At 73.5% G+C, this 24,400-nt stretch carries 21 protein-coding genes and 2 pseudogenes; 12 read left to right on the forward strand and 11 right to left on the reverse strand.

Annotation, left to right across the window (positions count from 1 at the left end; genetic code table 11):
* Window positions 1–50 precede the first annotated feature (50 nt).
* Window positions 51–635, forward strand: a complete 585-nt coding sequence (locus tag ACH4PU_RS34990; RefSeq protein ID WP_398281678.1) for a TetR/AcrR family transcriptional regulator — start codon at window positions 51–53, stop codon at window positions 633–635.
* A gap of 85 nt (window positions 636–720) precedes the next feature.
* On the opposite strand, the gene ACH4PU_RS34995 is transcribed toward ACH4PU_RS34990, so the two are convergent.
* A complete protein-coding gene (locus ACH4PU_RS34995; protein ID WP_398281681.1) occupies window positions 721–1,551 on the reverse strand; it encodes a polyphosphate polymerase domain-containing protein in 831 nt (276 codons plus the stop codon).
* A complete protein-coding gene (locus ACH4PU_RS35000; protein ID WP_398281684.1) occupies window positions 1,548–2,165 on the reverse strand; it encodes a DUF4956 domain-containing protein in 618 nt (205 codons plus the stop codon). Before ACH4PU_RS35000 ends, ACH4PU_RS34995 begins: the two co-directional genes overlap by 4 nt.
* Window positions 2,166–2,399: 234 nt before the next feature.
* Here ACH4PU_RS35000 and ACH4PU_RS35005 point away from each other — a divergent pair, with 234 nt between their 5' ends.
* Both ACH4PU_RS35005 and ACH4PU_RS35010 read left to right on the forward strand, forming a co-directional pair.
* Window positions 2,400–2,816 carry an NUDIX domain-containing protein gene (locus tag ACH4PU_RS35005; protein WP_398281687.1) on the forward strand — a complete coding sequence of 139 codons (417 nt, stop codon included), beginning with the start codon at window positions 2,400–2,402 and terminating at the stop codon, window positions 2,814–2,816.
* Between the two features lie 681 nt (window positions 2,817–3,497).
* Complete coding sequence (locus ACH4PU_RS35010) at window positions 3,498–3,980, forward strand: hypothetical protein (protein WP_398281690.1); 483 nt, start codon at window positions 3,498–3,500, stop codon at window positions 3,978–3,980.
* Here the strand turns inward: ACH4PU_RS35010 and ACH4PU_RS35015 are convergent.
* Window positions 3,949–6,846 (reverse strand): pyridoxal-dependent decarboxylase, encoded by a 2,898-nt coding sequence (locus tag ACH4PU_RS35015; protein ID WP_398281693.1) that lies wholly within the window; start codon window positions 6,844–6,846, stop codon window positions 3,949–3,951. The two genes, ACH4PU_RS35010 and ACH4PU_RS35015, sit on opposite strands and share 32 nt — an antisense overlap.
* 180 nt (window positions 6,847–7,026) lie before the next feature.
* Entirely contained in the window at window positions 7,027–8,400 is a 1,374-nt protein-coding gene (locus ACH4PU_RS35020) for a pyridoxal phosphate-dependent decarboxylase family protein (protein ID WP_398281696.1), read from the reverse strand.
* 314 nt (window positions 8,401–8,714) lie between these two features.
* On the opposite strand from ACH4PU_RS35020, the gene ACH4PU_RS35025 reads away from it, so the two are divergent.
* Both ACH4PU_RS35025 and ACH4PU_RS35030 read left to right on the forward strand, forming a co-directional pair.
* A complete protein-coding gene (locus ACH4PU_RS35025) occupies window positions 8,715–9,842 on the forward strand; it encodes an FAD-dependent monooxygenase (protein WP_398281699.1) in 1,128 nt (375 codons plus the stop codon).
* A gap of 220 nt (window positions 9,843–10,062) precedes the next feature.
* Window positions 10,063–11,058, forward strand: coding sequence for an AraC family transcriptional regulator (locus tag ACH4PU_RS35030; RefSeq protein ID WP_398281702.1), 996 nt, complete (start codon window positions 10,063–10,065; stop codon window positions 11,056–11,058).
* A 226-nt stretch (window positions 11,059–11,284) separates the two neighbouring features.
* On the opposite strand, the gene ACH4PU_RS35035 is transcribed toward ACH4PU_RS35030, so the two are convergent.
* Window positions 11,285–12,229, reverse strand: a complete 945-nt coding sequence (locus ACH4PU_RS35035) for a beta-ketoacyl-ACP synthase III (protein ID WP_398281705.1) — start codon at window positions 12,227–12,229, stop codon at window positions 11,285–11,287.
* A 149-nt stretch (window positions 12,230–12,378) separates the two neighbouring features.
* On the opposite strand from ACH4PU_RS35035, the gene ACH4PU_RS35040 reads away from it, so the two are divergent.
* From ACH4PU_RS35040 to ACH4PU_RS35055, 4 genes and pseudogenes are all read left to right on the forward strand, one after another.
* Complete coding sequence (locus ACH4PU_RS35040) at window positions 12,379–13,005, forward strand: TetR/AcrR family transcriptional regulator (protein ID WP_398281708.1); 627 nt, start codon at window positions 12,379–12,381, stop codon at window positions 13,003–13,005.
* 140 nt (window positions 13,006–13,145) lie between these two features.
* On the forward strand, window positions 13,146–13,649 hold the full coding sequence (locus ACH4PU_RS35045; protein ID WP_398281711.1) for a SigE family RNA polymerase sigma factor: 504 nt from the start codon (window positions 13,146–13,148) through the stop codon (window positions 13,647–13,649).
* A gap of 99 nt (window positions 13,650–13,748) precedes the next feature.
* Entirely contained in the window at window positions 13,749–14,996 is a 1,248-nt protein-coding gene (locus ACH4PU_RS35050; RefSeq protein WP_398281714.1) for a hypothetical protein, read from the forward strand.
* Between the two features lie 50 nt (window positions 14,997–15,046).
* A pseudogene (locus ACH4PU_RS35055) lies at window positions 15,047–15,661 on the forward strand (hypothetical protein); the annotation flags it as partial.
* A gap of 105 nt (window positions 15,662–15,766) precedes the next feature.
* On the opposite strand, the gene ACH4PU_RS35060 reads toward ACH4PU_RS35055, so the two are convergent.
* Window positions 15,767–16,135 (reverse strand): DUF488 domain-containing protein, encoded by a 369-nt coding sequence (locus ACH4PU_RS35060; RefSeq protein ID WP_398281717.1) that lies wholly within the window; start codon window positions 16,133–16,135, stop codon window positions 15,767–15,769.
* Between the two features lie 166 nt (window positions 16,136–16,301).
* Between ACH4PU_RS35060 and ACH4PU_RS35065 the strand changes: the two are divergent.
* A pseudogene (locus ACH4PU_RS35065) lies at window positions 16,302–16,919 on the forward strand (pirin family protein); the annotation flags it as partial.
* Window positions 16,920–17,043: 124 nt separating this feature from the next.
* Here ACH4PU_RS35065 and ACH4PU_RS35070 read toward each other — a convergent pair.
* From ACH4PU_RS35070 to ACH4PU_RS35085, 4 genes are all read right to left on the reverse strand, one after another.
* The gene (locus ACH4PU_RS35070; RefSeq protein WP_398281720.1) at window positions 17,044–17,238 is read right to left on the reverse strand and encodes a hypothetical protein; all 195 of its coding nucleotides are present in this window, start codon (window positions 17,236–17,238) and stop codon (window positions 17,044–17,046) included.
* A gap of 76 nt (window positions 17,239–17,314) precedes the next feature.
* A complete protein-coding gene (locus ACH4PU_RS35075) occupies window positions 17,315–17,506 on the reverse strand; it encodes a hypothetical protein (RefSeq protein ID WP_398281723.1) in 192 nt (63 codons plus the stop codon).
* A 64-nt stretch (window positions 17,507–17,570) separates the two neighbouring features.
* Complete coding sequence (locus ACH4PU_RS35080) at window positions 17,571–17,831, reverse strand: acyl carrier protein (RefSeq protein WP_398281726.1); 261 nt, start codon at window positions 17,829–17,831, stop codon at window positions 17,571–17,573.
* A 140-nt stretch (window positions 17,832–17,971) separates the two neighbouring features.
* Window positions 17,972–18,823, reverse strand: coding sequence for an FG-GAP repeat domain-containing protein (locus ACH4PU_RS35085; RefSeq protein WP_398281729.1), 852 nt, complete (start codon window positions 18,821–18,823; stop codon window positions 17,972–17,974).
* A gap of 466 nt (window positions 18,824–19,289) precedes the next feature.
* Between ACH4PU_RS35085 and ACH4PU_RS35090 the strand changes: the two genes are divergently transcribed.
* Window positions 19,290–22,079: an ATP-binding protein gene (locus ACH4PU_RS35090; protein WP_398281732.1), complete on the forward strand. Its 2,790-nt coding sequence runs from the start codon at window positions 19,290–19,292 to the stop codon at window positions 22,077–22,079.
* 65 nt (window positions 22,080–22,144) lie between these two features.
* Here the strand turns inward: ACH4PU_RS35090 and ACH4PU_RS35095 are convergent, their stop codons facing one another.
* Window positions 22,145–22,852, reverse strand: a complete 708-nt coding sequence (locus tag ACH4PU_RS35095; RefSeq protein WP_398281735.1) for a TetR/AcrR family transcriptional regulator — start codon at window positions 22,850–22,852, stop codon at window positions 22,145–22,147.
* A 47-nt stretch (window positions 22,853–22,899) separates the two neighbouring features.
* Here ACH4PU_RS35095 and ACH4PU_RS35100 point away from each other — a divergent pair, with 47 nt between their 5' ends.
* The gene (locus tag ACH4PU_RS35100) at window positions 22,900–24,399 is read left to right on the forward strand and encodes an MDR family MFS transporter (protein WP_398281738.1); all 1,500 of its coding nucleotides are present in this window, start codon (window positions 22,900–22,902) and stop codon (window positions 24,397–24,399) included.
* Window position 24,400 lies beyond the last annotated feature (1 nt).

A 24,400-nucleotide genomic window follows, 5' to 3' on the forward strand; every position in this document is an offset into this window, starting at 1 on the left:
CGGGGACGCTACCATACCGTTCAGTACAGAACTTGGACGGAGGCAGCCTCATGACGCCCGGACGCCCGCGCGAATTCGACCTCGACGAACGGCTCGACCGCGCCCTGCGCGTGTTCTGGCGGCAGGGGTACGAGGGCACCGCGCTGTCGGACCTCACCGAGGCGATGGGCATCAGCCGGCCCAGCCTCTACGCCGCCTACGGCAACAAGGAGGCGCTCTTCCGGAAGGTGCTCGACCGCTACATGGAGACCGCCCTCCATGTGCGGGAGGCGCTCCGGCAGCCCACCGCCCGTACCGCCGCCGAGACCCTGCTGCGCGGCACCATCGCGGCCACCACCGGGGAGGACGGCCCCGGCTGCCTCATGGTGCACGGGGCCCTGGCCACCGGGGGCGCGTCCGGCGCCGTCCGCGCCGAGGCGGCCGCGCGGCGGCACGCCTCGGAGGACGCCCTGCGCGAGCGCTTCGAGCAGGCCGTCCGCGACGGCGACCTGCCCGTCGGCACCGACGCCGACGACCTGGCCCGCTATGTCTGCCTCGTCTGGTACGGCATCGCCGTCCAGGCGTCCTCCGGTGCGACCTCCGACGACCTGGAGCGCGCCGTCGACATCGCGATGCGGGCCTTTCCGGGGAAGTGAGCGGGCCGCATGCCTCGCGGAAACCGGCGGAGCGCGGCGTGAGTGGGCGGTTTGAGGGGCCGGGCGGCCGCCGCGGCCCCCTGTCTCAGTGGGGCGCGTACGCGGCCCCGAACGCTCTGCGTGCGGCGCGGCGCCACTGGTTGGCGGGCAGGCCCGGGCGCAGGGCCGCGAGCCCGCCGCAGTACTTGGTGAAGGTCGCCGGGCGCTCCCCGTAAGAGTGCAACAGCCGGTCCGCGTCGGTGAGGTGACCGGCCGACTTGGTCTCGACGAGGACGAGGTCCGTGTCGCAGTGCACCGTCCGTCCCGTCCGCAGGTCGCCGCAGACCAGTCCGGCGTCGCAGGTGACGCGTTCGCCGTCGGCCACCAGGGTGGTGCGCAGGTAGTCCGTGGTGACGGACGGGGTGAGCGCGACGGGGGGTTCGATGCCGTAGGCGCGGCGCAGCGTGCCCGCGAGGAAGGATCGGTGGCGGGCGTCGAGCGGGCCGGCGCCGTCCGTCAGGGCGCTGCGGTGTTTGACGGTGTCGCCGCGCCGTCCCTTGAGCTTGATCTCGAACTGCCGCTCGCCCGAGTCCTCGTACACCCGCTCACGGATCTTGAACCGGAGTCTGCGGCCCTGGCGGTGGTCGTGGAAGGAGCGGAGCCCCAGGGTGTCGTAGTAGACGGAGTGGTAGCGGAAGGCGCGCCGCCCGTCGATCGTCAGGGCGCGGAAGGGGCCGCCGGGGCGCCGGGGGTCCGTCAGCCGTTCGGCCAGCCGCAGGAAGACTTCCGTGGGGAGCAGGTAGGACCGGTCGAAGCGGGTGAGGAGTCCGGCGCGTTCGTTGAGTTCGGTGAGGGAGATGGGGGCGGCGGTATCGGCGGCGGCATGGATGCCGCGGACGCCGGCCGTTCGTGTCGCCGACTGTCCGACGCCGCTCACGCCGCCTCCCCGACACGCTGGGCGCGGTGCGCGTTCACCCCGGGGAGCGCCGGCAGGGGCCGGCGGTACCGCACGTCGACGACGGTCAGGTCCCGGACGTAGTCGACGTTCAGCACCGTCCAGTGCACAGGCTCGCCGAGCCTTCGGGCGAGGTCGGCCCGCAGGGTGTCCGGGTCGCCGTGCGCGGTGTCCAGGGTGACGAGCGCCCGGCGCGATCCGGCCAGCAGACGAGGGTGGTCCGCGGCGTGGACGACGAGCAGCAGGACGGCGCTCAACGCCGCGGCCGTCAGGAGTGAGAGGTGCGGCAGCGCGCAGAGCAGGCCGAGGACCATCGCGGTGAAGTAGTAGCCGACCTCCTCCTGCTGCACGGCGTCGGACCGGAGCCTGACCAGGGACAGCACGCCGAACAGCCCGAGCCCCAGCGAGGTCCCGCCGTGGCCGCCGCCCGTCGCGGCGAGGACGTGGACGACGGTGAACAGGCCCGCGTTCAGCGCCAGTAGGGGCGGGACGAGGTCCCGGCGCCCGTGGCGCGGGTGGTAGATACGGAAGGTCAGCAGGCAGACGGCCGCGAGGTCGAGTCCCAGATGGGCGGCGAGGTGCCGCAAAGCGTCCATGGTGGTGCCCCCTTGTGCGCGTTCTCGGTGTGGTGGAACGGGCACCGACGATAGGCGTGACCGCGGTGAACATGCGTTCGGCTGTGGAGAAACGATGCGCCATGGACCGTCCCCCTTAGCGTTCTCCGTCCGGGGGGAAAGAAGACGGAAGGCGACCGCGACGCGCCTCCCGCGCAAGGAAGGTGACTCCCGCACTCGCGCTCCCCGAGCGACCGGGAGCAGGAAGGAAAAGTCATGGAGGAACCGCTGGGCACGGCAGCTCTGATCGTCAACTCACGCGGGGAGTACTTGCTGCACCTGCGGGACGACATCCCCGGCATCTGCGACCCGGGTACCTGGTCGCTGCTCGGAGGGGGCCGGGAGGGCGACGAGGAGACGCCCGAGGCGGCCGTCGCCCGGGAGCTGAAGGAAGAAGTGGGCCTGATTCTGCCCGGGCTCAGGCCGTACGCCGTCGTCCCGGCGCACGTGACGGACGCGACGGACGACCTGATCGCCGTCTTCCTGGGCCGCTGGGACGGTGAGGCCGAGGCCCTGCCCCTCACCGAGGGGATCATGGTGCGCTGGTTCCCGGCCTCGGTGATCCCGCGCCTGGTCATGTGCCCATGGGCCCAGGCCGTCATCGAGCGGTACGAGCGGGAGACGGCTCTCTGAGCGGGGCCGGGTTCCCCGGGTTGTGCGGCCCGGCCGCGCCGGGCGGCACGCCCCGGCTCGCACCGCGCCGAAAGGGGCCTTAGGACGGCGTCGGCCATGACCTGCGCGGTGCAGGGTGCCCCGCACCATCCGGCGTGCGTTGGCCCTTCCGCGCCGGAGTGTCGTGGCCCCGGCGGCGTCGTGCGGCGAGAGGAATCCGCCCGCCGGGAAATCGAGTGCCACGCGGCCCGGGCACGCGCTGTCCCGGCCATCCGGTGACCGTCCCCCCTCCACCCCCGTACCACCGGCCACCGGCCACCAGCCACCAGCCACCAGCCACCAGCCACCAGCCACCAGCCACCAGCCACCAGCCAGAACGAACAGCCGTGGCACCGTCCCCGACTCGGACCCGCCGTCCGCCGCCTGTGCCCTCCGTGCCTCCAGTGCACGACACACCGCCGCCTGCCGACAACCGCGCGCCCGGCGGCGCGTGAGAGCACGGCAGCGCGCCGGGCGGCCGGCCTGCCGTGCGCGCCCCCCATCTGGTGCGCGCTGCCGGTCCTCGGTGGAACGCGCCGCGGTTGGGCATGCATGTGCCTCAGTGAACGGGCCGCTTCCGCTCCCGGATGTGGCTGGTGCGAGCGGGGAGGGTGTGTCATGCGCCGGGTGAGGTCGTGGGTGATGAGGTGCGGGGGTGCGGTCTTGGCCGTGGGGATGGCGGCGGCCGGGCCGTCCACGGCGGAGGCGCACGGGGCGGCGGCGGCCGTCAGCTGCGTGGGGACCAACACCATCGGGTTCTCCCCGGGGCTCGGCCTCCAGGCGAGAAGGACCCGGATCTCCGGGACGGGCACCTACACCTGCACGTCCGCCGAACCGGGATTCGCCTCCGCCACGTCCGTCATCAGGGGCGGCGGTGTGAACGGGTGCTTCGCCTCGGAGGCCACCACGGTGGAGAAGATCACTTGGAGGAACGGGGAGAGGAGCGTGGTGCTCTATCCCATGGGGACTGTCCAGCAGGTGGCCGGGCAGGCGGTCGTGCTGGTGGTCGGCAAGGTGGTCTCGGGCGCGTTCCGGGGGCGGACCGTCGCCTCTCCCGGTGCCCAGCTCACGCTCGACGTGCCGGCGTGCGCCACGGACCGGGGAGTGCGGGAGATCACCGGTCCTTCGACGCTGACGATCCTCTGAGCGCGCCCGACGACTCTTCGAGGGCGCCAGTCGACTCTCCGAACGCGCCCGTCGACCGGCGGCCGTGGCGAACCACCTGACCGAGTACGTACGCGACGTCGTCCCGGGTGCTGCCGGGATTGACGGTGCACATGCGCAGCACCGTGGCACCGTGCACCCGGGTGGTGAGGAGCAGCGCCTCGCCTTCCGCGCACACCGCCCGGCTGATGTACTCCTGTGCGGCGTCGGCGTCCCAGCCGGGCGGGGCGTCGGCCGGGTGGTAGCGGAAGGTGAGGACGGCGAGGCTGGCCGGTGTGACCAGCGTCAGCTCGGGCCGGTTCCTGATCAGGGCCGCCGCGTGCTCGGCCAGGTCCATGCCGTGCTCGATCGCCTGCCGGAAGGCTCCCGCGCCGAAGGTCTTCAACGACAGCCACAGCTTCAGGGCCCGGAGCCCGCGGCTCTGCTGGGGGCCGTAGTCGGAGAGGTTCACCTCGTCGCCCCGGGGGCCGGTGGGGGCCAGGTAGCCGCTGTCCAGGGTGTGGCGTGCCAGGTCGAAGGTGGCGCGCAGCAGCTCCGGGCGGCGTAGGAGGACGCATCCGATCTCGTACGGCTGGAAGAGCCATTTGTGCGGGTCGACGGTGAGGGAGTCGGCGCGGCGCAGTCCCGCGCGCAGCCCGTGGCCGCGGGCGGTGGCGGCCGCCGCCGCGCCGTGGGCGCCGTCGACGTGGAGCCAGAGTCCTTCCCGTTCGCAGAGGTCGGCGAGGTCGTCGAGGGGGTCGACGGCGCCGGTGCCGGTGGTGCCGAGGGTGGCGACGACGGCGAAGGGGCGCAGGCCGGCGCCGCGGTCGTCGGTGACGCGCCGCGCGACCTCCACCGGGTCGAGCCGCAGGGCGCGGTCGGCCGGTACGACGGAGAGGTGCCCGCGGGTGAGGCCCAGGAGGTGCGCGGCGCGGGCGACGGAGGGGTGGGCCTGGGTGGAGCAGTAGAGGCGGGCGCGGGAGCGGTCGTCGCCGAGGTGGTGGTCGCGCGCGACGGCCAGGGCGGTGAGGTTGGCGACGGAGCCGCCGCTGACGAACAGGCCGCCGGCCTCCTCGGGCAGGCCCAGCAGTGCCTTGAGCCAGCCGAGCGTGGTGAGTTCGAGCTGGGTGGGTCCCGCGCCGACCAGCCACGCCCCGGGGACGGAGAGATAGGCGGAGGCGAGGGCGTCGGCGAGGACGGCCGGGAAGTTGCCGGTGGCCGGGGTGAAGGCGAAGCTCCGGGGGTGGTCCAGGCGGGTGGCCTGGCCGAGGGCGTCGCGGGTGACGCGTTCGAGGAGGGGGCGCAGGTCGTCCGTGCCGGTCTCGGGCAGGGGTTCGTCCAGGGCGGCCCGTAGGTCGTCGGGGGACGGGACGCACAGCGGCGGGCGTGCACGGGCGGTGGTGAACCGCTCGATGATGAGGTCGAGCGCGTGGAGGCCCGCCGTGCGCATCGGCCCCTCGGGCAGCCGGAGCAGGGGCGTCGCGGCCTCTCCCGCTCCTCCCGCTCCTCCCGCCTCTCCTGTCCCCGACCGGTCGTGGAAGAAGGTGATCCATTCCCGGGCCTCCGGGTGGAGGCGGGGCCGGGGTTCGAGCGGGGCGACGGGGTGCCGGAACTGGAGCAGGGCCAGCTCCTGGCCGGCCGTGACCGGGCCCGGGCGGGCGACGGCCCAGTACAGGGCCTCGTCGTCGTGGAGTTCGGCCAGGTCCGCAGGCGCGGCGAGCGGGCCTGTCACCGCCCGGCCGGCACGCCGGTAGCGCCCGGCGGGGGCGAGGCGGTGCAGCGTGGTGTCCTCGGGGGCGTGGACGACGAGCTGGCTCGGGCGGCACGGTTCCGACGGCAGCGTCCTCGGCACGGACGGCGGCAGCGCGGGCAGGAGGAAGGAGAGGATGTGCAGCCCCAGCGTGGGCAGGAGTCCCGCCGCGCGCTCGGCGGCCTGGACGAGGGAGACCACGGTCTGAAAACGGGGGTTGACCTCGACGGCCAGGAGCCTGCCGTCCTCTTCGACGAGGTCGAGGCCGTAGACGCCCCGGAAGCCTCGGCCGCGCAGCACCTCGCCCACGCGCCGCGCCGCCTCCCGGGCTCGTCCGTACAGCCCGTCCGGCAGATCGCCGGGGTGTACGAGCCGGTTGCCGCAGTGCGTCCCCCAGGAGGCGGCGAGTTCGGGCAGTCCCACCAACTGGTGGGAGACGGCCGAGACGACGGTCCTGTCCGGTCCGGCGCAGGCCGTGACGGTCAGGGAGATCCCGGGTGCCCGGCGGCTGAGCCGGACCGGCTCGTCCGGCCAGTCGGCGAGGCGGCGGTCGAGGTCGGCCGGGGCGGCGAGCGGAACGGTGCCCCGGCCGATCAGGTTGTTCTCCCTGCGCTGGGCCACGGCCCCGGGCCAGTCGTCGTGCCAGTACGCCTGCGCCGGTTCCCGCCCGGTCGCGGGGACGATCACGCACGGCGGGGTGGCCACTCCCGCTTCCCCGAACAGCTCCAGCACGCTGATCTTGTCCGCCGCCCAGGCGGTCACCCCGGCGTCCGGCGCGAGCAGCCGGTAGCCGTGGGTGCGGGCCCAGGTACGGGCGTTGGGGCCGTGCTCGGGCGCGAAGGAGACGCACACACGACGCCGCCCTGGCGTGCCCCGGAGGCTCGCGGGCGCGGGCGGCGCGGACAACGGCCGGAACGCGGAAACCGGTTCATGGCGCAGCCAGGCCGGTGCCGGGCCGAACGACGCGCTGACGAACGGGCAGTGGTCCAGCCACACGGCCTCGTCGAGCAGGCCGTCCAGCAGCTTCCGGCCGGTGTCCGCGTCGATCCCCTCGAGGTCTCCGGTGTGCTCCGCGGCCGGCTCGCCGCCGCCGACGCCTCCGTTCAGTCCGTGTCGCACGGTTCTTCCTCCCGGGACGGGTGCTGGGGCGAGTGGGCGCGCTGGGGTGAGGCACCGACGGGCGCGTACCGCCCGCATACGCTGCCGTGATGACGGCGATCGCGCCGCGCCATGGCGATGCCGGGCGTGCCGGTTCGCGGAGGATTCCGGCGTACCGGCCGTCGTCGTTCTCGCGGGCGGTCACTCCGCCGGCTTCGCGAGGTCCGCGACGCGGTGGTGCAGGCGGTCCAGATACGGCTCGCTCTCCGGTTTCATCAGGACGCTGCGCAGGACGTGCGTGTCCTCGGCATCGCGTACGACGTGCGGATGGCGCCGGGTGAAGGCGTCCGCGTCGACCCGTGCGACGCTGAGGAAGACGGGGTTCTCCTTGGCTTCCATGCCACGCCGCATCACCTCTCGCGACGCGGTGCCGATGCGGGACAGAGCGGCGGGCTCGGTGCGCGGGTGGTACGTCATGATGTCCAGCTCGGGTCGCTGGTAGAGCTCCAGATAGGGTGTGCCGGCGATCAGATCGGCCCATCGGAGGGCCGCCCGGCGCCCCGCGGCGAGCACTCCGCCCAGCCCCTGCCGGGTGAGCGGCAGCAGCCGGAGCGTCAGCCACAGGGCGGCCGCGGCGGCTCCCGACCGCGAGCACTCCAGGCTGATCTCGCCCAGGTGCGGCCGGGCGGAGGTGAAGTAGGTGTAGGGAGAGTCGTGCCGGTAGAAGCGGGCCACCGTGGGGTCGGCGAAGAGGACCGCGCCGCAGCCGTAGGGCTGGAGCCCGTGCTTGTGCGGGTCGATCACCACCGAGTCGCTCCGCCCGACGGCCCGGAGCGCGTCGGCGGTGTCCTCGTCGAGGAGCGGGTCGTCGGTGAGCAGCGTGAAGAACCCGCCGTAGGCGGCGTCCACATGGACGCGGGCACCGTACCGCCGCGCCAGCGGCACGATGCGGTGCACGGGATCGACCGCGCCCAGCGCCGTGGTGCCGGCGGTGACGACGACGGTGCCTACGTCCCCCGAGGCGAGCAGCCGCTCCAGAGCCGCCACGTCCATCCGTCCCGCGCCGTCGGCCGGCACGGTACGCACCCGCACGCCCAGCAGGTGGCACATCCGCGCGTGCGTGTAGTGGGCTTCGGTGCCGACCGCGACGGAACGCCCGGGCCGGCTCTCCCGGGCGACGAACAGCGCCTCCAGGTTCGCCACGGTGCCGTTGCTGGTGAGGTGCCCGAGAAAGGTCTCCTCCAGGCCCAGCATGGAGGCCAGTTGACCGACGGCCTCCTCCTCCAGGGCGGAGGTGGCGGGGCCGCCGTCCAGCGCGTGGTTGTTGGAGTTGACGAGCATCGCGGCGAGGTACCCGGCGACGGCGGCCGGATGCGGGGGCTTGAGCATCTGTCCCGCGTAGCAGGGGTGGAAGAACGGGTAGCTGCCGCGCAGCCTGCCGGCCAGTTCGGCGAACGCCTCGGCGCAGGCTTCCTCGCCGACCTCCAGGGCCGGGTGGGCCGCGTACTCCTCGTACGACCGGGTCCACGCCTCGAACGCCTCGACCCCGTACGCCAGCCACCGTTTCAGCTCCATGTCCGCCCCCCAGCGCCACAGCCCGATCGGGCAACGGTAGCCACGGCCTCTCCGGACGCGCGGCCCTCGTCCGCGATCTCACCCGAACGGGGAAGCGCACCCCGGGTGTATGTGCGCCGTGACGCGCTCCCCGGCACCCGTCCGATGGCGGTGCGCCGTGCCCTTGTTTCTCGCGCGGGAGGGGGCAACTCCCCGCATCCCCCGGGGTGTCGGAGACCGCTTGCCGACAGCGGACGGCCGTCGCCCGACTCGGATAAGGCGGAGGGCCGACGCGCCCTACGGTTCCGGAAGGAACCGGCGTTCTGGAGGCGTACATGGAGAACTGTCGCGATGCGCGGACGGCCGTGATCGTGGGTGCGGGCGTGGCCGGTCTGGCAGCGGCCATCGCCCTGGCACGCGAGGGATGGCAGGTGGAGATCGCCGAGGCCGGACCGCCGGAGGCGGCTTCCGGTTGGGGGCTGTGCCTCACTGGTCCTTCGCTGCGCGCGCTGGACGAGCTGGGTCTCGCGGACGCGTGTCTGGCCGAGGGCTACGGCATGAGCACGATCACGCGTGTGGACGTGCGCGGTGAGCCCGTGGACGAGGTCCGGTTGCCGCGCCTGATCGGTGCGCGACGGCCGGCGATGGCCGGTATCGCGCGTCCCGCACTGTACCGCGTCCTGCGCGCGGAAGCCGAGCGGCGCGGTGTGGTGATACGCCACCAAGTGACCGTCACCGCGGTGGATCCGGAGCGGGAACCGGTCCGCGTACGGTTGTCGGACGGGACGGTCCGGCACGCCGCGCTGCTCGTGGGCGCGGACGGGATCCGCTCGTCGACGCGGGGCCTGCTGGGGCTGGAGACCTCGCCCGGCTGTCACGGGCAGATGGTCTGGCGGGCTCTGGTACCACGCCCGCCGTGGGCCACCGGGATCCACGAGTTCGCGGGGAAGGCCGGCACCGCCGGTCTCGTGCCCCTCTCGGACGGGCAGGCGTACGTGTTCCTGACGGAGAACGGTGCCGAGCGGAGCGTCCTGCCCGACGCCGAACTCGCCCCGCGTCTGCGGCGGTTGCTGGCACCCTTCCCGGACCGGGTGGAGGAGCTCCGCGCCCTGGTGTCCACGTCGGAATCGGTGGTGCGCCGCCCGGTGCTGACGATGCTCGTGGCGGGCGCCTGGAACCGGGGCAACAGTGTGCTGATCGGCGACGCGGCGCACGCGCCCGCACCGCAGACGGCCGGCGGCGCCGCCCTGGCCGTCGAGGACGGGCTCGTGCTGGCCCGGGAGCTCGGGCGGCACGAGTCCGTCGGCGCGGCGCTCCGGGCGTTCGCCGGCCGGCGCGCGCGAAGGTGCCGGACGCTCGTCGAGACCTCGGTGGCGATCGTTCGCCTGGAACGGGCGCGGCGCCACCACGCGGCGTACCCGCTGGTCGATTCCTGCCACCGGCTGATGGCCGAGCCCGCATGACCGTCCGGCCCGTCGATGCGGAGTCCTGGGCCGGACACCGGCCGACGGGGGCAGCGGACTTCGCGGCCCGGGCGCGCGGGACCGAGCAGCGCGGCGACCGCGAGGGAGCGCCGGAACGAGGCCCCAAGGCGGCCCGGATGTTCCCCGGCGGCCACCTCGGCGAGGGGCCCCGAGGCAAGCGCGGGCCCGGTGGCCATGACCGGCGATGGATCCTGGAGAGATGACCGACACGATCGTGCCGACGCCGCTGCGCAACCACCTCATCACCAGGTCTCGCAACCCCGTGGACCTGCTCGACGCCGCCGCCCGGCTGTTCGGCGGGGCCGTCGCCACATCGCCCCTGGGCGAGCTGAGCGGCGGCGAGCACGAACTGCGCGGCACGGCCGCGCACGACTTCGCGGTGGGCTGCTTCGCCTCGCCGCTCGGTGTGCGCGTCGCCTCGGCCGGGGGCCGTGACGGCGGCTCCTACTTCGTCAACGTCGGGGTGTGCGGGGCCATCTCGGCATCGTGCGAGGGTCTGCGGGCGACCCTCGACGAGTCGACGGCGGGAGTCGCCAACCCCGGGGACACCCAGGAACTGCGTCCCCTGCCCAGCCGGAGGACGCGATTCCTGGGCCTGCGGATCGACGCCGCCCTGGTCCGGCGGGAATTCACCGCGCTGACCGGGCGTCCGCCGGCGTCCACCGTGCGCTTCGACTTCGCCCTCGACCTGGCGGGGTCCAAGGGGCGGACGGTGCGACTGCTGATCCACTCCCTCCTCGAACAGCTCGACTCGGGAGACCCCCTGTTCCAGCGCGCGGAGCTGCGGCGCGGCCAGCTGCGCTGTCTCGTCACCGCCCTGCTCCTGGCCCAGCCGCACTCGCACACCGACGAGCTGCGCGACGGTCCGCGGTCCGGCTTCCCGCGCTCCTTGCGGGCGGCCCTCGCGTACATCGAAGCGAACCTCGCCGAGCGCATCAGCCTCGGCGGCATCGCCGATGCCGCGGGCTGCAGTCCACGGACCCTCAGCGCCGCGTTCCGCGGCCGGCTCGGCCTGCCGCCCATGGCCTACGTCCGCGGCCTGCGGCTCGACCGGATCCGCGAGGACATCCTCGCCTCCACCGACCCGGTCGGCACGATCGCCTACCGGTGGGGCGTCTCGCACCTGGGCCGCTTCGCCGGCGAGTACCGCGCCCGCTTCGGCGAACTCCCCTCCGAGACCGCGGCGCGCGGCTGACCCGGTCTCCGCCCCGCGGACGCCCGCCGACTCCGGTCGCCCTTCTCCTCCGCACGACGGCCGTGGTCCCCGCCCGCGCCGTCGCCATCGCCGCGGAGATCCGCGGCCGGGGCCTGAGCCGCGCGGATGGCGCGGCGGCCGCGACGACGGCCGGCGCCGACCACCTACCTCCGACCACCAGCCTCCGGCGGAGGCCTGAGTGAGCACCGGCCTGGAACGCCCCCCCTCAGGGGCAGGTGACGACCTGCCCCGCCCAGGACATCCCGCCGCCGAAGGCCATCAGCAGGACCGGGCCGCCGCTGGGGAGTTCGCCGCGCTCGGTCAGTTTGGCGAGGGCGAGGGGGACGGACGCGGCGGAGGTGTTGCCGGAGTCGACGACGTCCTGGGCGACCACCACGTGGTCGGGCAGGTCGAGTTGGCGGGCGACGGACTCGATGATGCGCAGGTTGGCCTGGTGGGTGACCAGGCCCGCGAGGTCGGACGGGGCAAGGCCCGCGCGGCGGCACGCCTCGCGGGCGAGGGCCGGGAGTTCGGTGGTGACCCAGCGGAAGACGGTCTGGCCCTCCTGGGCGAAGCGCGGGCGCCAGTCGCCGACGAGCCGGACGGCGTCGGCGCGCGTCGGGTCCGAGCCCCAGACGACCGGGCCTATCCCCTCGTGGCCTGCGGCGCTGACGACGGCCGCGCCCGCGCCGTCGCCGAGCAGGACGCAGGTGCTGCGGTCGGTCCAGTCGGTGACGTCGGACATCTTCTCCGCGCCGATGACCAGGGCGTGGCGGGCGGCGCCGGCGCGGAGGGAGTGGTCGGCGGTGGCGAGGGCGGTGCAGAAGCCGGCGCAGCCGTTGTTGAGGTCGTACGCGACGGCCGAGGGGATGCCGAGGCGTCCGGCGACCTGGGCGGCGGTCGACGGGCAGCGGTCGACGGCGGTGCAGGTCGCCACCGTGACCAGGTCGATGTCGGAGGGCGCCAGGCCGGCCGCGGCGAGGGCCTTGGCCGCCGCGGCGGTCGCCATGTCGGCGACCGACTCCGTCTCGGCGGCGATCCGCCGGGTGGCGATGCCGGTCCGGCGGCGGATCCACTCGTCGCTGGTGTCGACCATGCCCGCCAGGTCGTCGTTGGTCAGGACGCGCGACGGCTGGTAGTGGCCCAGGGCGGTGATACGGGATCCCGGCACGGTCGTTCTCCTTGCTTCGGTCTGCTTCGCCGCGCGTCGGCAGGAAGGGCGGCGCGCCCGGGGTCCGGCCGGGCGAGGCGCCGCCACGCCGGAATATAGCAACCGACCGGTCGGAAGCTAAATGCCGGCCGGATGGCTAGGATGGCCGGATGAGCCCACGCAAGTCCGCCGCCGAAGCCCGCTCCACCCGCCGGCGCATCATCGACCGCGGCATCGCGATCGCCTCGGTGGAGGGCCTGGAGGGGCTGACCATCGGGTGGCTCGCCACCGACCTGGGCATGAGCAAGGCCGGCATCCTCGGCCACTTCGGCACCAAGGAGACCCTCCAGCTCTCCGTCCTGGAGGGCGCCTCCGCGGTCTTCGTCCACGCCGTCTGGCACCCCGCCGCGGACGCCGCGCCGGGCCTGCCGCGGCTGCGCGCCGTGTGCGAGGCGTGGATCGGCTACCTGGAGCACGAGCGCGCCGTCTTCCCCGGCGGATGCCTCTTCACCACCGCCTCCGTGGAGTTCGACGCCCGGGGCGGCCGGGTGCGCGACGCGGTGGTGCGCCTCAGCCGCGTCTGGCGCCGCCGCCTCGCGGCCGAGGTCCGCCACGCGGTCGGTGCCGGCGACCTGCCCGCCGGCACCGACCCCGAGCAGGTGACGTACGAACTCGTCGGCTGCTACCTGGCCCTCAACCAGGAGCTGCAGCTCCTCGCCGACCCGGAGGCCCCCGCCCGTACCCGCCGCGCCCTGGACCGGCTGCTCGCGCCGGGCACCGCGGGCCGTCCGCGGTGACGACGCGGCCGGGACGGATCCGCGCGGAGGCGACCTCGCCTGCCGGCGGAAGTCACCCGCGCACCGGTGAAGATTCCGTGTAACGCCGGACGCCCCCCACCGCGTACAGGGGGAGAGATCGGATCACGGAAGGAAACACGGTGGGGGAAGCACCCGGCGACTACCTGGAGTTCGCGACCGCGCGCAGCGGCTATCTGTTCCGCACGGCATGCCTGCTGACCGGCGGTGACTGGCACCTCGCGGAGGACCTGGTCCAGGAGACCCTCGCCAAGATGTTCCGGTCGTGGCGCCGGATCGACCGCCGGCGGTCGCCCGTCGCCTACGCGCACACCGTGCTGGTACGGACGTTCCTCTCGCACCGGCGGCTGCGCAGTTCGCGCGAGCGTCCCAGCGACTGGTTCCCGGACTCCGCCGGCCGCGCCGACGTCGTGGAGCTGCGGCTGACGCTGCTGGACGGTCTGGCGCGGCTGGCCGCCAAAGACCGCGCCGTCCTCGTACTCCGGTACTGGGAGGACCGGACGGTGGAAGAGACCGCCGCGGCGATGAAGATCTCGCAGGGCGCGGTACGGGTGCGGAGCCTGCGCGCCCTGCGGCGGCTGCGCGAGCTGCTCGGGGACGAGCTGTCCGAGCCGGCCGTCCGCTGACCCGCCCCACTCCCCCTTTCCCACCGCGGATCCACCGAGGTGCCCGGCACCGCCTGCTGCCCGGTCACCGCTGTTCGAGCCGTACGAACGGAGCTGTCCATGCCCCTCGACGACCACGACGACGCGTTGGAGCGGCGGCTGTCCGCCGCCTTGAAGAACGCGGCCGACGCCTGCCCGCCGCCCTCCCCCGGTCTGGTCGACCGCGCCACCGCCCGGGGGCGCCGGCTGCGCCGGGCCCGCTTCCTCCAGGCCGGTGCCGGAGCCGCCACGCTGACGCTCGTCGCGCTCGGCGGCACCCTGCTGCCGGACACCGGCGGGGCCGGCGGAGCCGCGCCGGCCGAGGACGTCCGTCCCGCGGACCCCCGCACCGCGCGGCCGTCCCCCACCCGCGTCAGCGGGCAGGAGATGGTGGCGACGCTCACGAGCCTGCTGCCGAAGGGCGGCACGGTCACGGGCGCGAGCGGGACCGGCTCGGCGGACGTCGGGAAGGCCCTGACCGCCAAGCTCACCTACACCGGCGCGCACGGGGCCACGGCTCTCGACATCGCGATCCGGCGGCCGGCCCCGGGCGACCGGCCGGACGGCTGCCTGCCCGTCCAGGTCCGCCCGTACGACCGGTGCGAGGCACGCGAACTCCCCGGCGGGGGAACGCTGTACACCACCCGGTCCTTCACCCGCCCCACCGGTGACACCGGCCAGCGGCGCTGGTACGCCGAGCTCGTCACCAAGGACGGCGTGTCCCTGCTGCTCCAGGAGTTCGGGGGCGGCGACGAGAAGGCCACGGAGAGCGGCGCCGACCCGGCCCTCACCCTCGACCAGTTGGGTTCGATCGTGCGGAGTCCGGCGTGGCACAAGGCCGTCGACGCCCTGCCGCCGGCCGGCGGCCCCTCCTCGTCCGGGGGGCGCACCGCCTCGGACGGGCGCCCGGCCCGGGTGCTGCTCTCCCTGCTGCCGCCCGGTGGCCGGATCACGGATCTGCACTCCGACGACGCACTCGTCCAACTCGTGTACGACGACGGCCACGGCAAGTCGATGATCGAAGCGGATGTGCAGGACGACATGACGGAGGCGCTGGGCGGCCATATGACCTGCCCGTCCGACGCCGGCGACGACTGCCGCGCCCGGACCCTGCCGGACGGGACCCGGGTCAAGGTCACCCGCACTCCGTCGGAGAAGGGAGGCGACGCCGTCGTCTGGACCGCCGACACCCTCCGCAAGGACGGCCGCCGCGTCCTGGTCCGGGAGATCAATTCCTTCGCGGAGAGCGGTCCGGTCACCCGTGCCGAGCCGCCGCTCAGCCTGGACAGGATCCGGAGCATGGCGCTCGACCGGAAATGGCTCGAGTAGTTCCGGTGACGTAGCAGGCCGTCGGGGCGCCAGTACCACCCTCAAGTCGGATGCCACGTGCAGGGAACGGGACCGCGCCCCGGCACGAGGATCGGTGCCGACACCGATGGGGGGTCAGATGGCGTAGGCGTGGGGCGGACGAAGGGGGCCGCGGGTGCGGTGGAGGGGCCTGGCTGCGCCGGCCGGAACGACGGCGGCGGTGCCGGCCGCTGCGGCGCTCCCGGCCGGCGTCGCGCGGGCCGGGGACGCGGTGGCCGGGGACGCGGTGGAGGCGCGGGTGCCCGCGCGGTACGCGCAGCAGCGGCTGGACTGGCGGCGCTGCGGCAGCGGTTCGGCTTCCTGCCGTGGCCGGCGAAGTACGACGCCGTCTACCACTACGGGCGGACGGCGGAGGAGGTCAAGGCCGGGTGGGAGGCGCGCCGGCGGGCGCCGGCCGAGCACCCGCTGACCGTCGGCACGACCGTCATCGGTCCGAACCAGCTGGACAACGGCACGATCCAGGCCATGTACAGGGCGCGGGAAGGCTTCCCCGCGCTGGCGACGGCGCTCCGCGCGCTCGACCACCGTGCCCTGCCCGGCTCCCGCCTGGTGACCGTCCTGGACGGCGACCACGGCCAATACGCCACGGCAACGCGTGTGTCGACACCATCGTCACCGAGTACCTGCTGACGGGCCGGGCGCCCCGACGCGACACAACGTGCGCGGTCGGCCTCATAGCTTCCTTGGTGCTCTTGGTACCCCTGGAGCCCCCGGTGTCCCTGGTCTGTCCCTCACCCGCCGAGGTGCCCGCGCAGCACCTCCGTATGGCTGTGGGCCGGGTCCTTGGCCGCGGTCAGGAGGGTGACGGGGCCTTCGGCGACGAGGCCGCGCAGGCGCTCGAGGGCCTCGGCCGCCTCGGGCTCGGCGAGTTCGGCCTCGTAGCGGCGGCGGAACTCGTCGAACGTGCCGTCGGGGCCGTGGTACCACCGGCGCAGCTCTGTGGAGGGCGTGAGCTCCTTGGGCCATTGGTCGACGTGCGCGTCCTCCTTGGCGAGGCCGCGCGGCCAGAGGCGGTCGACCAGGACCCGGGTGCCGTCGGCGGGCCGGGGAGGATCGTAGACGCGTCGCACGTGGACGCGGGGGGTGGGTCGCGGGTTCATGGCGGCTCCGTCCTTCCGTCACGGTGGTGCCGTATGCCACGGCTGCCACAGGCCACCCTCCCGGAATCCGGCCGGCCCGCCGCGCTGCCACGACGCGGACCGCGGGAAGGCAGCGGAATCCCGACGGCCCGCGGTGACCGGACACCGCCCATGGCCCAGTGCTGCCATGAGCAACCTCGCTCTTCATCCGGCCCCCACTCCGTGCGGCGGCCGGGAGGACGTCACCGCGCGTCCCGTGCACGAGCTGCTGCGGGCGAAGAGCGTCCCGCTGGGTGAGAGCACCATGGTCCGGCGGCTGCTGCCCGGCATGGGACGGCGCGTGATCGGCGCCTGGTGCTTCGTCGACCACTACGGGCCCGACGACATCGCCGGCCGGCCGGGGATGCAGGTGGCGCCGCATCCCCATGGGTCTGCAGACCGTCAGCTGGCTGCACGAGGGCGAGGTCCCGCACCGTGAAGCCTCGGCAGCCCGCAGACGGTGCGGCCGCGGGAACTGGGGCTGATGACGTCCGGGCGGGCCATCGCCCACTCCGAGGAGTCGCCGCGCGAGCACGCCCGCCTGCTGCACGGCGCGCAGTTGTGGGTGGCCCTGCCCGACGCCGACCGGCACCGGGCGCCCCTGTGGGAGCACCACACGGACCTGCCGCGGGTCCACGGCGGCGGCCTCGACGCCACCGTCATCCTCGGCGAACTCGACTGCGCCCGCTCCCCCGGCACCGCCTTCACCCCGATCGTCGGCGCCGACGTCTCCCTCACCGCAGGCGCCTCCGCACGCCTCCCCCTCACCGCCCGGGCCGGCGCCCTCGTCGGCTACGCACGCGCTTCCGGCGCCAACGGGCCCCGCGAGACCGTGCGCGTCTGACCTGTGCGGATCGCGGACGCGTTGTCAGCTGTGATGGGCACGGCTGTCACACCCCGGACAGGCCAGGCACCGGTTCCTTGTCGAGGCCGAGGTCCGCCTCACCGATGTCGCCGCCAATCACCTCCAGGTGCTCGGCGGCCAGGGCGTGGTAGCGCCGGAGGAGTTCCGGGTCACCACTGGTGAAGGCCGCGTCGAGCCGTACCCAGGGCGGCTCGGCCGCGCTGCCGCGGACCGGACACACCAGCTTGCCGCCGCGCTCCGCGACCCGCTCCAGCCACTCGAGGCACAGAAAGCGCCCAGGTAGCCGTTGGCGCCGGTCAGCAGGGCGGTCCTGGCCGGCGGCAGGGGACGGCCGGCTTGTCGGCCCTCGCCATGGTCGTCTCCGCGTCGAGGAACGCGTCCGGTGTCAGATCGTCCGCCGAGAGCCGTGTCGCACCGGGTCCGTGGACGCTGTCGGCGGTCGGCCGCCGGCGCTCCGACGCCAGGGCCCGCTCGATGTGGCCGGCCACCTGCCGGAGGCGTGTTGACCGGGTTGATGACGACGTCGACGGGGACGTCGATGTGGAAGATCTCCTAGAGCAGCCGGGCGAACGTCAGCGTGGAGAGACTGTCGCCGCCGAGTTCGAGGAAGCGGGTGCCGGGGTGCAGATCTTCCCGCCCGTGTCCGAGCAGCGCTCGGGCGGCCCGGAGCACGGTCTCGGGTACCGGCCGGGCCGGGCCCTCCCGGCACAGCGCCTGGAGTTCGCCGCTCTCGCGCTCGGCCGACTCGGTGTACAGCGCTTCGAGGCGCTCGCCGTTGCGCCTCGTCAGCGCGGGGCGCAGCAGCTTGCGCATGCCGGAGAGCAACCCGTTTCGCGGGCTGAACGGCTCGGTCTCGATGAGGAAGTCCCGGGGAACCTCGTACGGGTTGAGGCCCGCCTCGGTGGTGATGCGTCGTCGAGCCGGGCCGGGCTGCGTCGTGGCGCGCGCCCCGCTCAGCTGATGGCGTTGACGTCGTCCCAGCCCTCGGCGACGACCACCGGCTCGCCGTAGAGGCCGCTCGGATCGGCGGGATCGAAGGTACCGCTGTGGGCATGGGCGACCAGGGTGCCGTCGGCTCGGAGGCCGAGCAGGTCGGGGCGGCCGTTCCCGTTGATGTCGGTGACGTCCACGATCCGCAGGTCGTCCCAGCCGTGGCCGAGGGTGAACCATTCGCCCTCGCCGAGCGGTTCACCGTCCGCGTCGAAACCACGGTCCGCCGGGCGGTGGACGGCGAGGTCGCCGTTGTCGCGGAGGACGAGGAGCTCGACGCGGCCGCCGCCGGTGACATCGGCGGCGCCGAGCGGGATGTCGGTGGGACCGAGCGTGGCCAGCCGGATCGGCGGGGCGAAGCTCTGCAGGCCGTCCACTTCACCGCCGAACGGAATGATGTCGATTCTGGCGGTACCGGCCTGCCGGCCGATGATGTCGGTTTTCCCGTCGTCGTTCATGTCGGCGAGGGCGATGGTGTCGTAGGCGATGTCGGGGAGTTTCCCGCCGATGTGGACGGGGTCGGCCAGGGTGTTCGGCCCGTCGAGTCCGCCACGGTTCAGGAAGATATATCCCTGTTCCTCGATCGTGAGCGCGAAGACGTCGGACCGCCCGTCGCCGGTGAAATCACCGGCACCGACCCACAGATAATGGTCGGGCTGGAGGTCCGCGTGGATCAGAATGCGTTCGCCATAGGTCTTCAGGCCGTCGAGCGCACCGGTTCCCGGATACACGAACAATTCGCTGCCATGCCGGACGAGAAGGTCCTGCCGTCCGTTTCCGGCGAACGAACCGGAATGTCCCGTGTAAGTCAGCATTCTCGCTCCCGCCTCGAAGAGTGATTCTTGCAAGAAGGGTGATTCCCGCAAGTTCCGTTCAACATCTCCCGGAATCCACCCCAGCCGAGCCCGTACTCATTCGGCAGGCATTCCAGGATTGTCACACGGCATCAGACCCCACCCTATGCGGAACGTCGGGAGAGCAAACCCCTAACCCACCCCCTATCCCCCTACCCCCCACACGGTGCCACCGCCTGCGGGCGAATCTCGCACCTCAGAGAGGGTGGTGCGACGTACGCCACGTTTACTTGGCAAAATGCCACCTCTGACCGGTCCAAACAACGGGATCATCCGAAACATCCCCCCTTGTCCGGCGCGGCGATCAGGTTACCAATTCCATACTTGACGGGGTGTAAGTCAGGCCACACCATCGAGAGCACAGCACACAGGGACGCAGACACCGGAGAATTGTGAACGCCGCACCGAATGGAAACACGGAGGACTTGTGAAGCTAGTTGAACGGGGCAGCCAGCTAAAACAATTGCGCTCTCTGTTGACTGCTTGCCTGCACGGCGACGGAGGAGTCGCACTGGTCACCGGGCCGGTGGCCTGCGGAAAGACGAGCCTTGTGAGCGCCTTCGGCGACGACGTCCCGGACCTGGGCGCGCTGCTGCTCCACGCCAGCGCCTCCCAGGCCGAGCAGTACCTCCCCTTCGGCGTGGCCGGCCAGCTCTTCCACACGGCGCCGCTGACGGCGAGCCAGTCGCAGCGGAGTTCCGAGCTGGTGGACGAGTGCGTGGCCGATTCCGGCCGCACGGAGTTCGGGACCATCGAGCGGAAGCACGTCCGGGTCATCCACGAGTTGTGCTCGCTGCTGCTCGAACTGGCCGCTCACGGCCCGGTCGTCATCGTGGTCGACGACATCCAGTACGCGGACCGGCTGTCCCTGCAGTTCCTCTCCTACCTGGCGCGGCGACTGGCCTCCGAGCCCGTGCTGATCGTGCTCAACGAGCGGGCGGTGCTGGAGCCGACGCTCGACTCGTTCCGCGCCGAACTGCTCAGCCATCCGCACTGCCGGCGCATCCGGCTGGGCCCGCTCTCGCCGGCCGGGATCGCGGAACTGCTCGCCGACCGGGTGGGCCCCGGACCGGCCGAGTCCTTGTCCATGGCCTGCGCCACGCTCAGTGGCGGCAACCCGCTGCTGGTGCGCGCCCTGATCGACGACCACGCCGCCGCGGCCCGCCGGCCGGCCGGGCCGCCGGACCGGGACCCGGCCGTGGGCGACGCCTACCGGGACGCGGTCCTGCTGTGCCTCCACCGCTGTGGCCCGGACGTCGTGGCGGGAGCCCGTGGGCTGGCGGTCCTCGGCGACGCCTGCACATCCGTGCTGCTGGCCCGGCTGCTCGGCGTGGAGCCGCACCGGGCCGACCACATCGTGGACGTACTGGGCACGGTGGGACTGCTGGAGGACGGCCGCTTCCGGCACCCGGCGGCCCGGGCCGCCGTCCTCGACAACATCGCCGCGCACGACCGGACCCGGCTGCACCTCCGGGCCGCCGAGCTGCTCTACCGCGACGGGGCACCGGCCCCGGCCGTCGCCGCCCACCTGGTCACCTCCGGTCCGGCCAAAGCCCCGTGGGCGGTGCCCGTGCTCCGCGAGGCGGCCGGCCAGGCCCTGTCGGAGGACGACACCGAGCGGGCGGTCGAGTTGCTCAAGCTCGCCCACCGCGCCTGCTCGGACGACCGGCTGCGCGCCACGCTCGCCACCGAGCTCGCCAGCGTGGAGTGGCGCCTCAACCCCTCGGCGACGGCCCGGTTACTTCCCGAACTCACGACGGCTCTCCACGACGGGCTGCTGCGGGACGCCGACCCGACGGCTCCCATCGTCTCCCTCGTCTGGCACGGCCACTTCGACGAGGCCGCCGACGCCCTGAAGCAACTGCACGAGACGGTCGACGCGGACAGCCCCCGCGCGGTGCACGAGCTCCACGCCCTCCGCCTGTGGGCGAGCGCGTCCTGCCCGGGGCTGCTCCAGCACACGCCGGCGCCGGCCTGGCCGCCGCCCGACCGCGAACCGCCTTTCGAGGCGCCCTCCATGGACATGCGGCTGCGCGCGGCCACCGCCTTCACCTCCGTCCTCCGGAACGATCGCAACGCGGAGGCCCTCGCCGCGGCCGAGCACGTCCTGCAGGGCTGCCACCTGGGGCACGCCGCCCTCGAACCGGTCCGGCTGGCCCTGCTGGCGCTGATCTACGCGGACCGGCTGGACAAGGCCACGCCCTGGTGTGACGCCCTGCTGCTGGAGGCGTCCGCCCGGCGCTCCCCGGCCTGGCAGGCCACGCTGCACGCGATACGAGGCGACATCGCGCTGCGCCTGGGCGACGCGACCGCCGCCGAGGGGCACGCGCGTACCGCGCTCTCGGCCATGTCGGAGCGGAGTTGGGGAGTGGCCGCCGGCGCTCCCCTGGGCACCCTGCTCCAGGCCCTCACCGCGCTGGGCCGGTACGCCGAGGCGGAGGTACTGACCCGGGTGCCGCCGCCGGCGGTGCTGGAGACCCGCTGGGGGCTCGCCTATCTTTACGCACGCGGCCGCTACTACCTGGCGACCGACCGGCTGCGGGCCGCCCTGAGCGACTTCGCCACCTGCGGTGAGCTCATGACCGCCTGGGACATGGACCTGCCGGGCTTCATCCCCTGGCGGGCCGACGCCGCCCGGGCCCTGCTGCGGCACGGGGACGAGGAGGAGGCCCGGCGGCTGGCCGAGGAGCAGTTCGCCCGGCCGGGGGCCCGGCGCGGCCGGACGCACGGCATCGGCCTGCGCACGCTGGCCGCCTGCGGCGAGCTCAGACGGCGTCCCCATCTCCTGCGCCGGGCCGCGGAGGAGTTCCAGGAGCACGGCGACCGGCTGGAGCTGGCGGAGGCGCTCACCGAGCTCAGCGAGGCGCACCATGTGCTCGGCGAGTCGGACCGGGCCCGGATGATGGCGCGCCGGGCCTGGTACACGGCCACGGAGTGCCGGGCGGAGCCGCTGCTGCGACGGCTGTCGGCGAGTCTGACCGAGGAGGTGCCGGAGGTGTCGCCCGACACGGCGGGGGCGACCGCGCTGAGCGACGCGGAACGGCGGGTGGCCACGCTCGCCGCCAAGGGCCACACCAACCGGGAGATCGCCCGCAAGCTCTACATCACCGTCAGCACCGTCGAGCAGCACCTGACCCGGGCCTACCGCAAGCTGGACGTGCGCAGCCGGGCGGATCTGCCGGTGTGGCTCCAGCCGAGCGGTGCGGCGCCCGCCTGACACCCCGGACGGGGTGTGCGGCTCCGAGGCCCGGGTCGGGTGCGGTAACGGCATCGTCGGTCCCCTCAGCCGGCCGGTGCGGTGACGCGGTAGGCGCGGAGGAAGGCACGTACGCCGCTGTCCACGATCCGTTCCACCTCCGCGTCGTCGACGGTCAGGACCCCGAACAGGGAACGGTGGTTGACGCTGCTGGTCACCAGCGCGCCCAGGTGGGCGGCCGCCTCCAGCGGGTCGGGGACGGCGAGCAGGCCGCGTGCGGTGAAGTCGGCCAGCCGCTCGGCGAGGAGTTGTTGCTCGACGCCCGGGGCGCTCCAGCGGTCGAGGAGCACCGGGAAGTGCGGCGCCTCGGTGATGACCAGGCGTATCGCGTCGGCCCGGCCGGCGGAGCGGATGACGGTGGAGCCGAGTTCGCGGCCGAAGGCGACGAGGGCGGGCTCCAGTTGGGCGGGGTCGGTGACGCCGCCGAGGGTGCGGCCCACCATGTCGGTGAACCGCTCGGCGTACGCGGACTCGGTCTCCTCCAGGACGGACAGGAACAGCCGTTCCTTGCTGCCGTAGTAGTCGTAGACCGTGCGCTTGGAGACCCCCGCGCGGGCGGCGACGGCGTCCACGCTGGTGCGGGCGACCCCGTCCCGTACGAAGAGTTCGAGCGCCGCACGGGCGATGGCCGTGCGCTTCTTCGCGGACCCCTGACGCAGCGGCCTGTCACCCGCCGGGCCGCCGCCCACCGGGTGAACTCCCGCGTCCCGTCCATCCGTTGTTCCTGGCTTCACAGAAAGGAGGATACAACAACTACACCACACGGTGTAGAGTCACTCGCATGACAAGCCCGTCCACCGGAGCTCCCTCCTCCACGCACGAGCACCCCCCACCCGACCGGCTGGACCCCACACTCATCAGACTTGGCGTCATCCTCGTCATCGGCGCGATCGCCTCGATGCTCGACGCCACCATCGTCAGCGTCGCGATAGACGGCCTCTCCCGCGAGTTCGACACCGACATCTCCACCATCCAGTGGACAAGTACCGGTTACCTCCTCGCCTTGTCCGTGGTCATCCCGCTCACCGGCTGGGCCGTTGAGCGGTTCGGCGCCCGGCGGGTGTGGCTCTTCTCGCTGGCCGCGTTCCTCGTCGGCTCGGCGCTGTGCGGCGCCGCCTGGTCCGTCGGCAGCCTGATCGCCTTCCGGGTGGTGCAGGGCATCGGCGGCGGCCTGATCTCCCCGGTGATGCAGACCATCCTGGTCCGCGCCGCCGGCCCCAAGCGGATCGGCCGCATCATGAGCATCGTGGCCGTCCCCGGCCATCTCGCCCCGATCGTGGGCCCGTTGGTCGGCGGCGCCATCATGGACACCATAAGCTGGCGCTGGATCTTCTACGTCAACGTGCCCATCTGCCTCATCGCCCTGCTACTGGCGTGGCGCGGCGTCCCGCGCGACCAGGACGACCCGGCGCGGGACGCCCCCCGGCTCGACACCCTGGGGCTCTGCCTGCTCTCACCCGGCCTCGCGGCACTCATCTACGGCCTGTCGCAGACCAGTCGGCCCGAGGGCTTCGGCTCCACCCCGGTGGTGCTGTCCCTGGCGATCGGTGTGGTGCTGCTCGTGGCCTTCGCGGCCCACGCGCTGCGGACCCGCGTCACCCCCGTAATCGACCTGCGGCTGTTCCGTCATCGGCCGTTCACCGTGGCCACCCTGCTGATGTTCCTGGGCGGCATGTCGGTCTTCGGCGCCATGCTGCTGATGCCGCTCTACTACCAACAGGTGCGCGGCAAGAGCGCGTTGGACGCGGGTCTGCTGCTCGCTCCGCAGTCGATCGGCACCATCGTCGCGCTCACCTACGTCGGCAGGCTGACCGACCGCATCGGCGCCCGGCCCATCGTGCTCGCCGGTGTCACCATCGGCGTGGGCGGCACGCTCGCCTACACCCAGGTCCAGCCCGACACCAGCATCTGGCTGCTGAGCGCCTCCCTGCTGATCTGGGGCATCGGCATCGCCGCGTCGATGGTGCCCATCATGAGTGCCGCCTACCAAGGTCTGGAACCCGCCGCCATCCCCCGGGCCACCAGCGCCATCTCGGTCGTCCAGCGGCTGGGCGGCTCCTTCGGCACCGCGGTCCTCGCGGTCATCCTCCAGCGCCAGATCGCCCACCACACCGACGGCGGGCGGCCCGGGCCCGCCGCGCTCACCAAGGCGTTCGACACCACCTTCTGGTGGGTCCTGGGCTTCACCGCCCTCACGATCGTGCCGGCCCTGCTCCTCCCCCGCGCCAGAAAGCAGGAACCAGCCGGCCGTGCGCCGGAGCCCACTGCCGTCCCGGAGTGAG

Origin of the sequence: Streptomyces sp. NPDC021100, from assembly GCF_044333095.1 — a bacterium.
Classification (GTDB): domain Bacteria; phylum Actinomycetota; class Actinomycetes; order Streptomycetales; family Streptomycetaceae; genus Streptomyces.

Coding starts and splice junctions, on each gene's coding strand:
- ACH4PU_RS35040 (WP_398281708.1), top strand. CDS start 12,379: ATGAGCCCACGCAAGTCCGCCGCCGAAGCCCGCTCCACCCGCCGGCGC.
- ACH4PU_RS35050 (WP_398281714.1), top strand. CDS start 13,749: ATGCCCCTCGACGACCACGACGACGCGTTGGAGCGGCGGCTGTCCGCC.
- ACH4PU_RS35005 (WP_398281687.1), top strand. CDS start 2,400: ATGGAGGAACCGCTGGGCACGGCAGCTCTGATCGTCAACTCACGCGGG.
- ACH4PU_RS35025 (WP_398281699.1), top strand. CDS start 8,715: ATGGAGAACTGTCGCGATGCGCGGACGGCCGTGATCGTGGGTGCGGGC.
- ACH4PU_RS35085 (WP_398281729.1), bottom strand. CDS start 18,823: ATGCTGACTTACACGGGACATTCCGGTTCGTTCGCCGGAAACGGACGG.
- ACH4PU_RS35000 (WP_398281684.1), bottom strand. CDS start 2,165: ATGGACGCTTTGCGGCACCTCGCCGCCCATCTGGGACTCGACCTCGCG.
- ACH4PU_RS35030 (WP_398281702.1), top strand. CDS start 10,063: ATGACCGACACGATCGTGCCGACGCCGCTGCGCAACCACCTCATCACC.
- ACH4PU_RS35020 (WP_398281696.1), bottom strand. CDS start 8,400: ATGGAGCTGAAACGGTGGCTGGCGTACGGGGTCGAGGCGTTCGAGGCG.
- ACH4PU_RS35080 (WP_398281726.1), bottom strand. CDS start 17,831: ATGCGCAAGCTGCTGCGCCCCGCGCTGACGAGGCGCAACGGCGAGCGC.
- ACH4PU_RS34990 (WP_398281678.1), top strand. CDS start 51: ATGACGCCCGGACGCCCGCGCGAATTCGACCTCGACGAACGGCTCGAC.
- ACH4PU_RS35100 (WP_398281738.1), top strand. CDS start 22,900: ATGACAAGCCCGTCCACCGGAGCTCCCTCCTCCACGCACGAGCACCCC.
- ACH4PU_RS35060 (WP_398281717.1), bottom strand. CDS start 16,135: ATGAACCCGCGACCCACCCCCCGCGTCCACGTGCGACGCGTCTACGAT.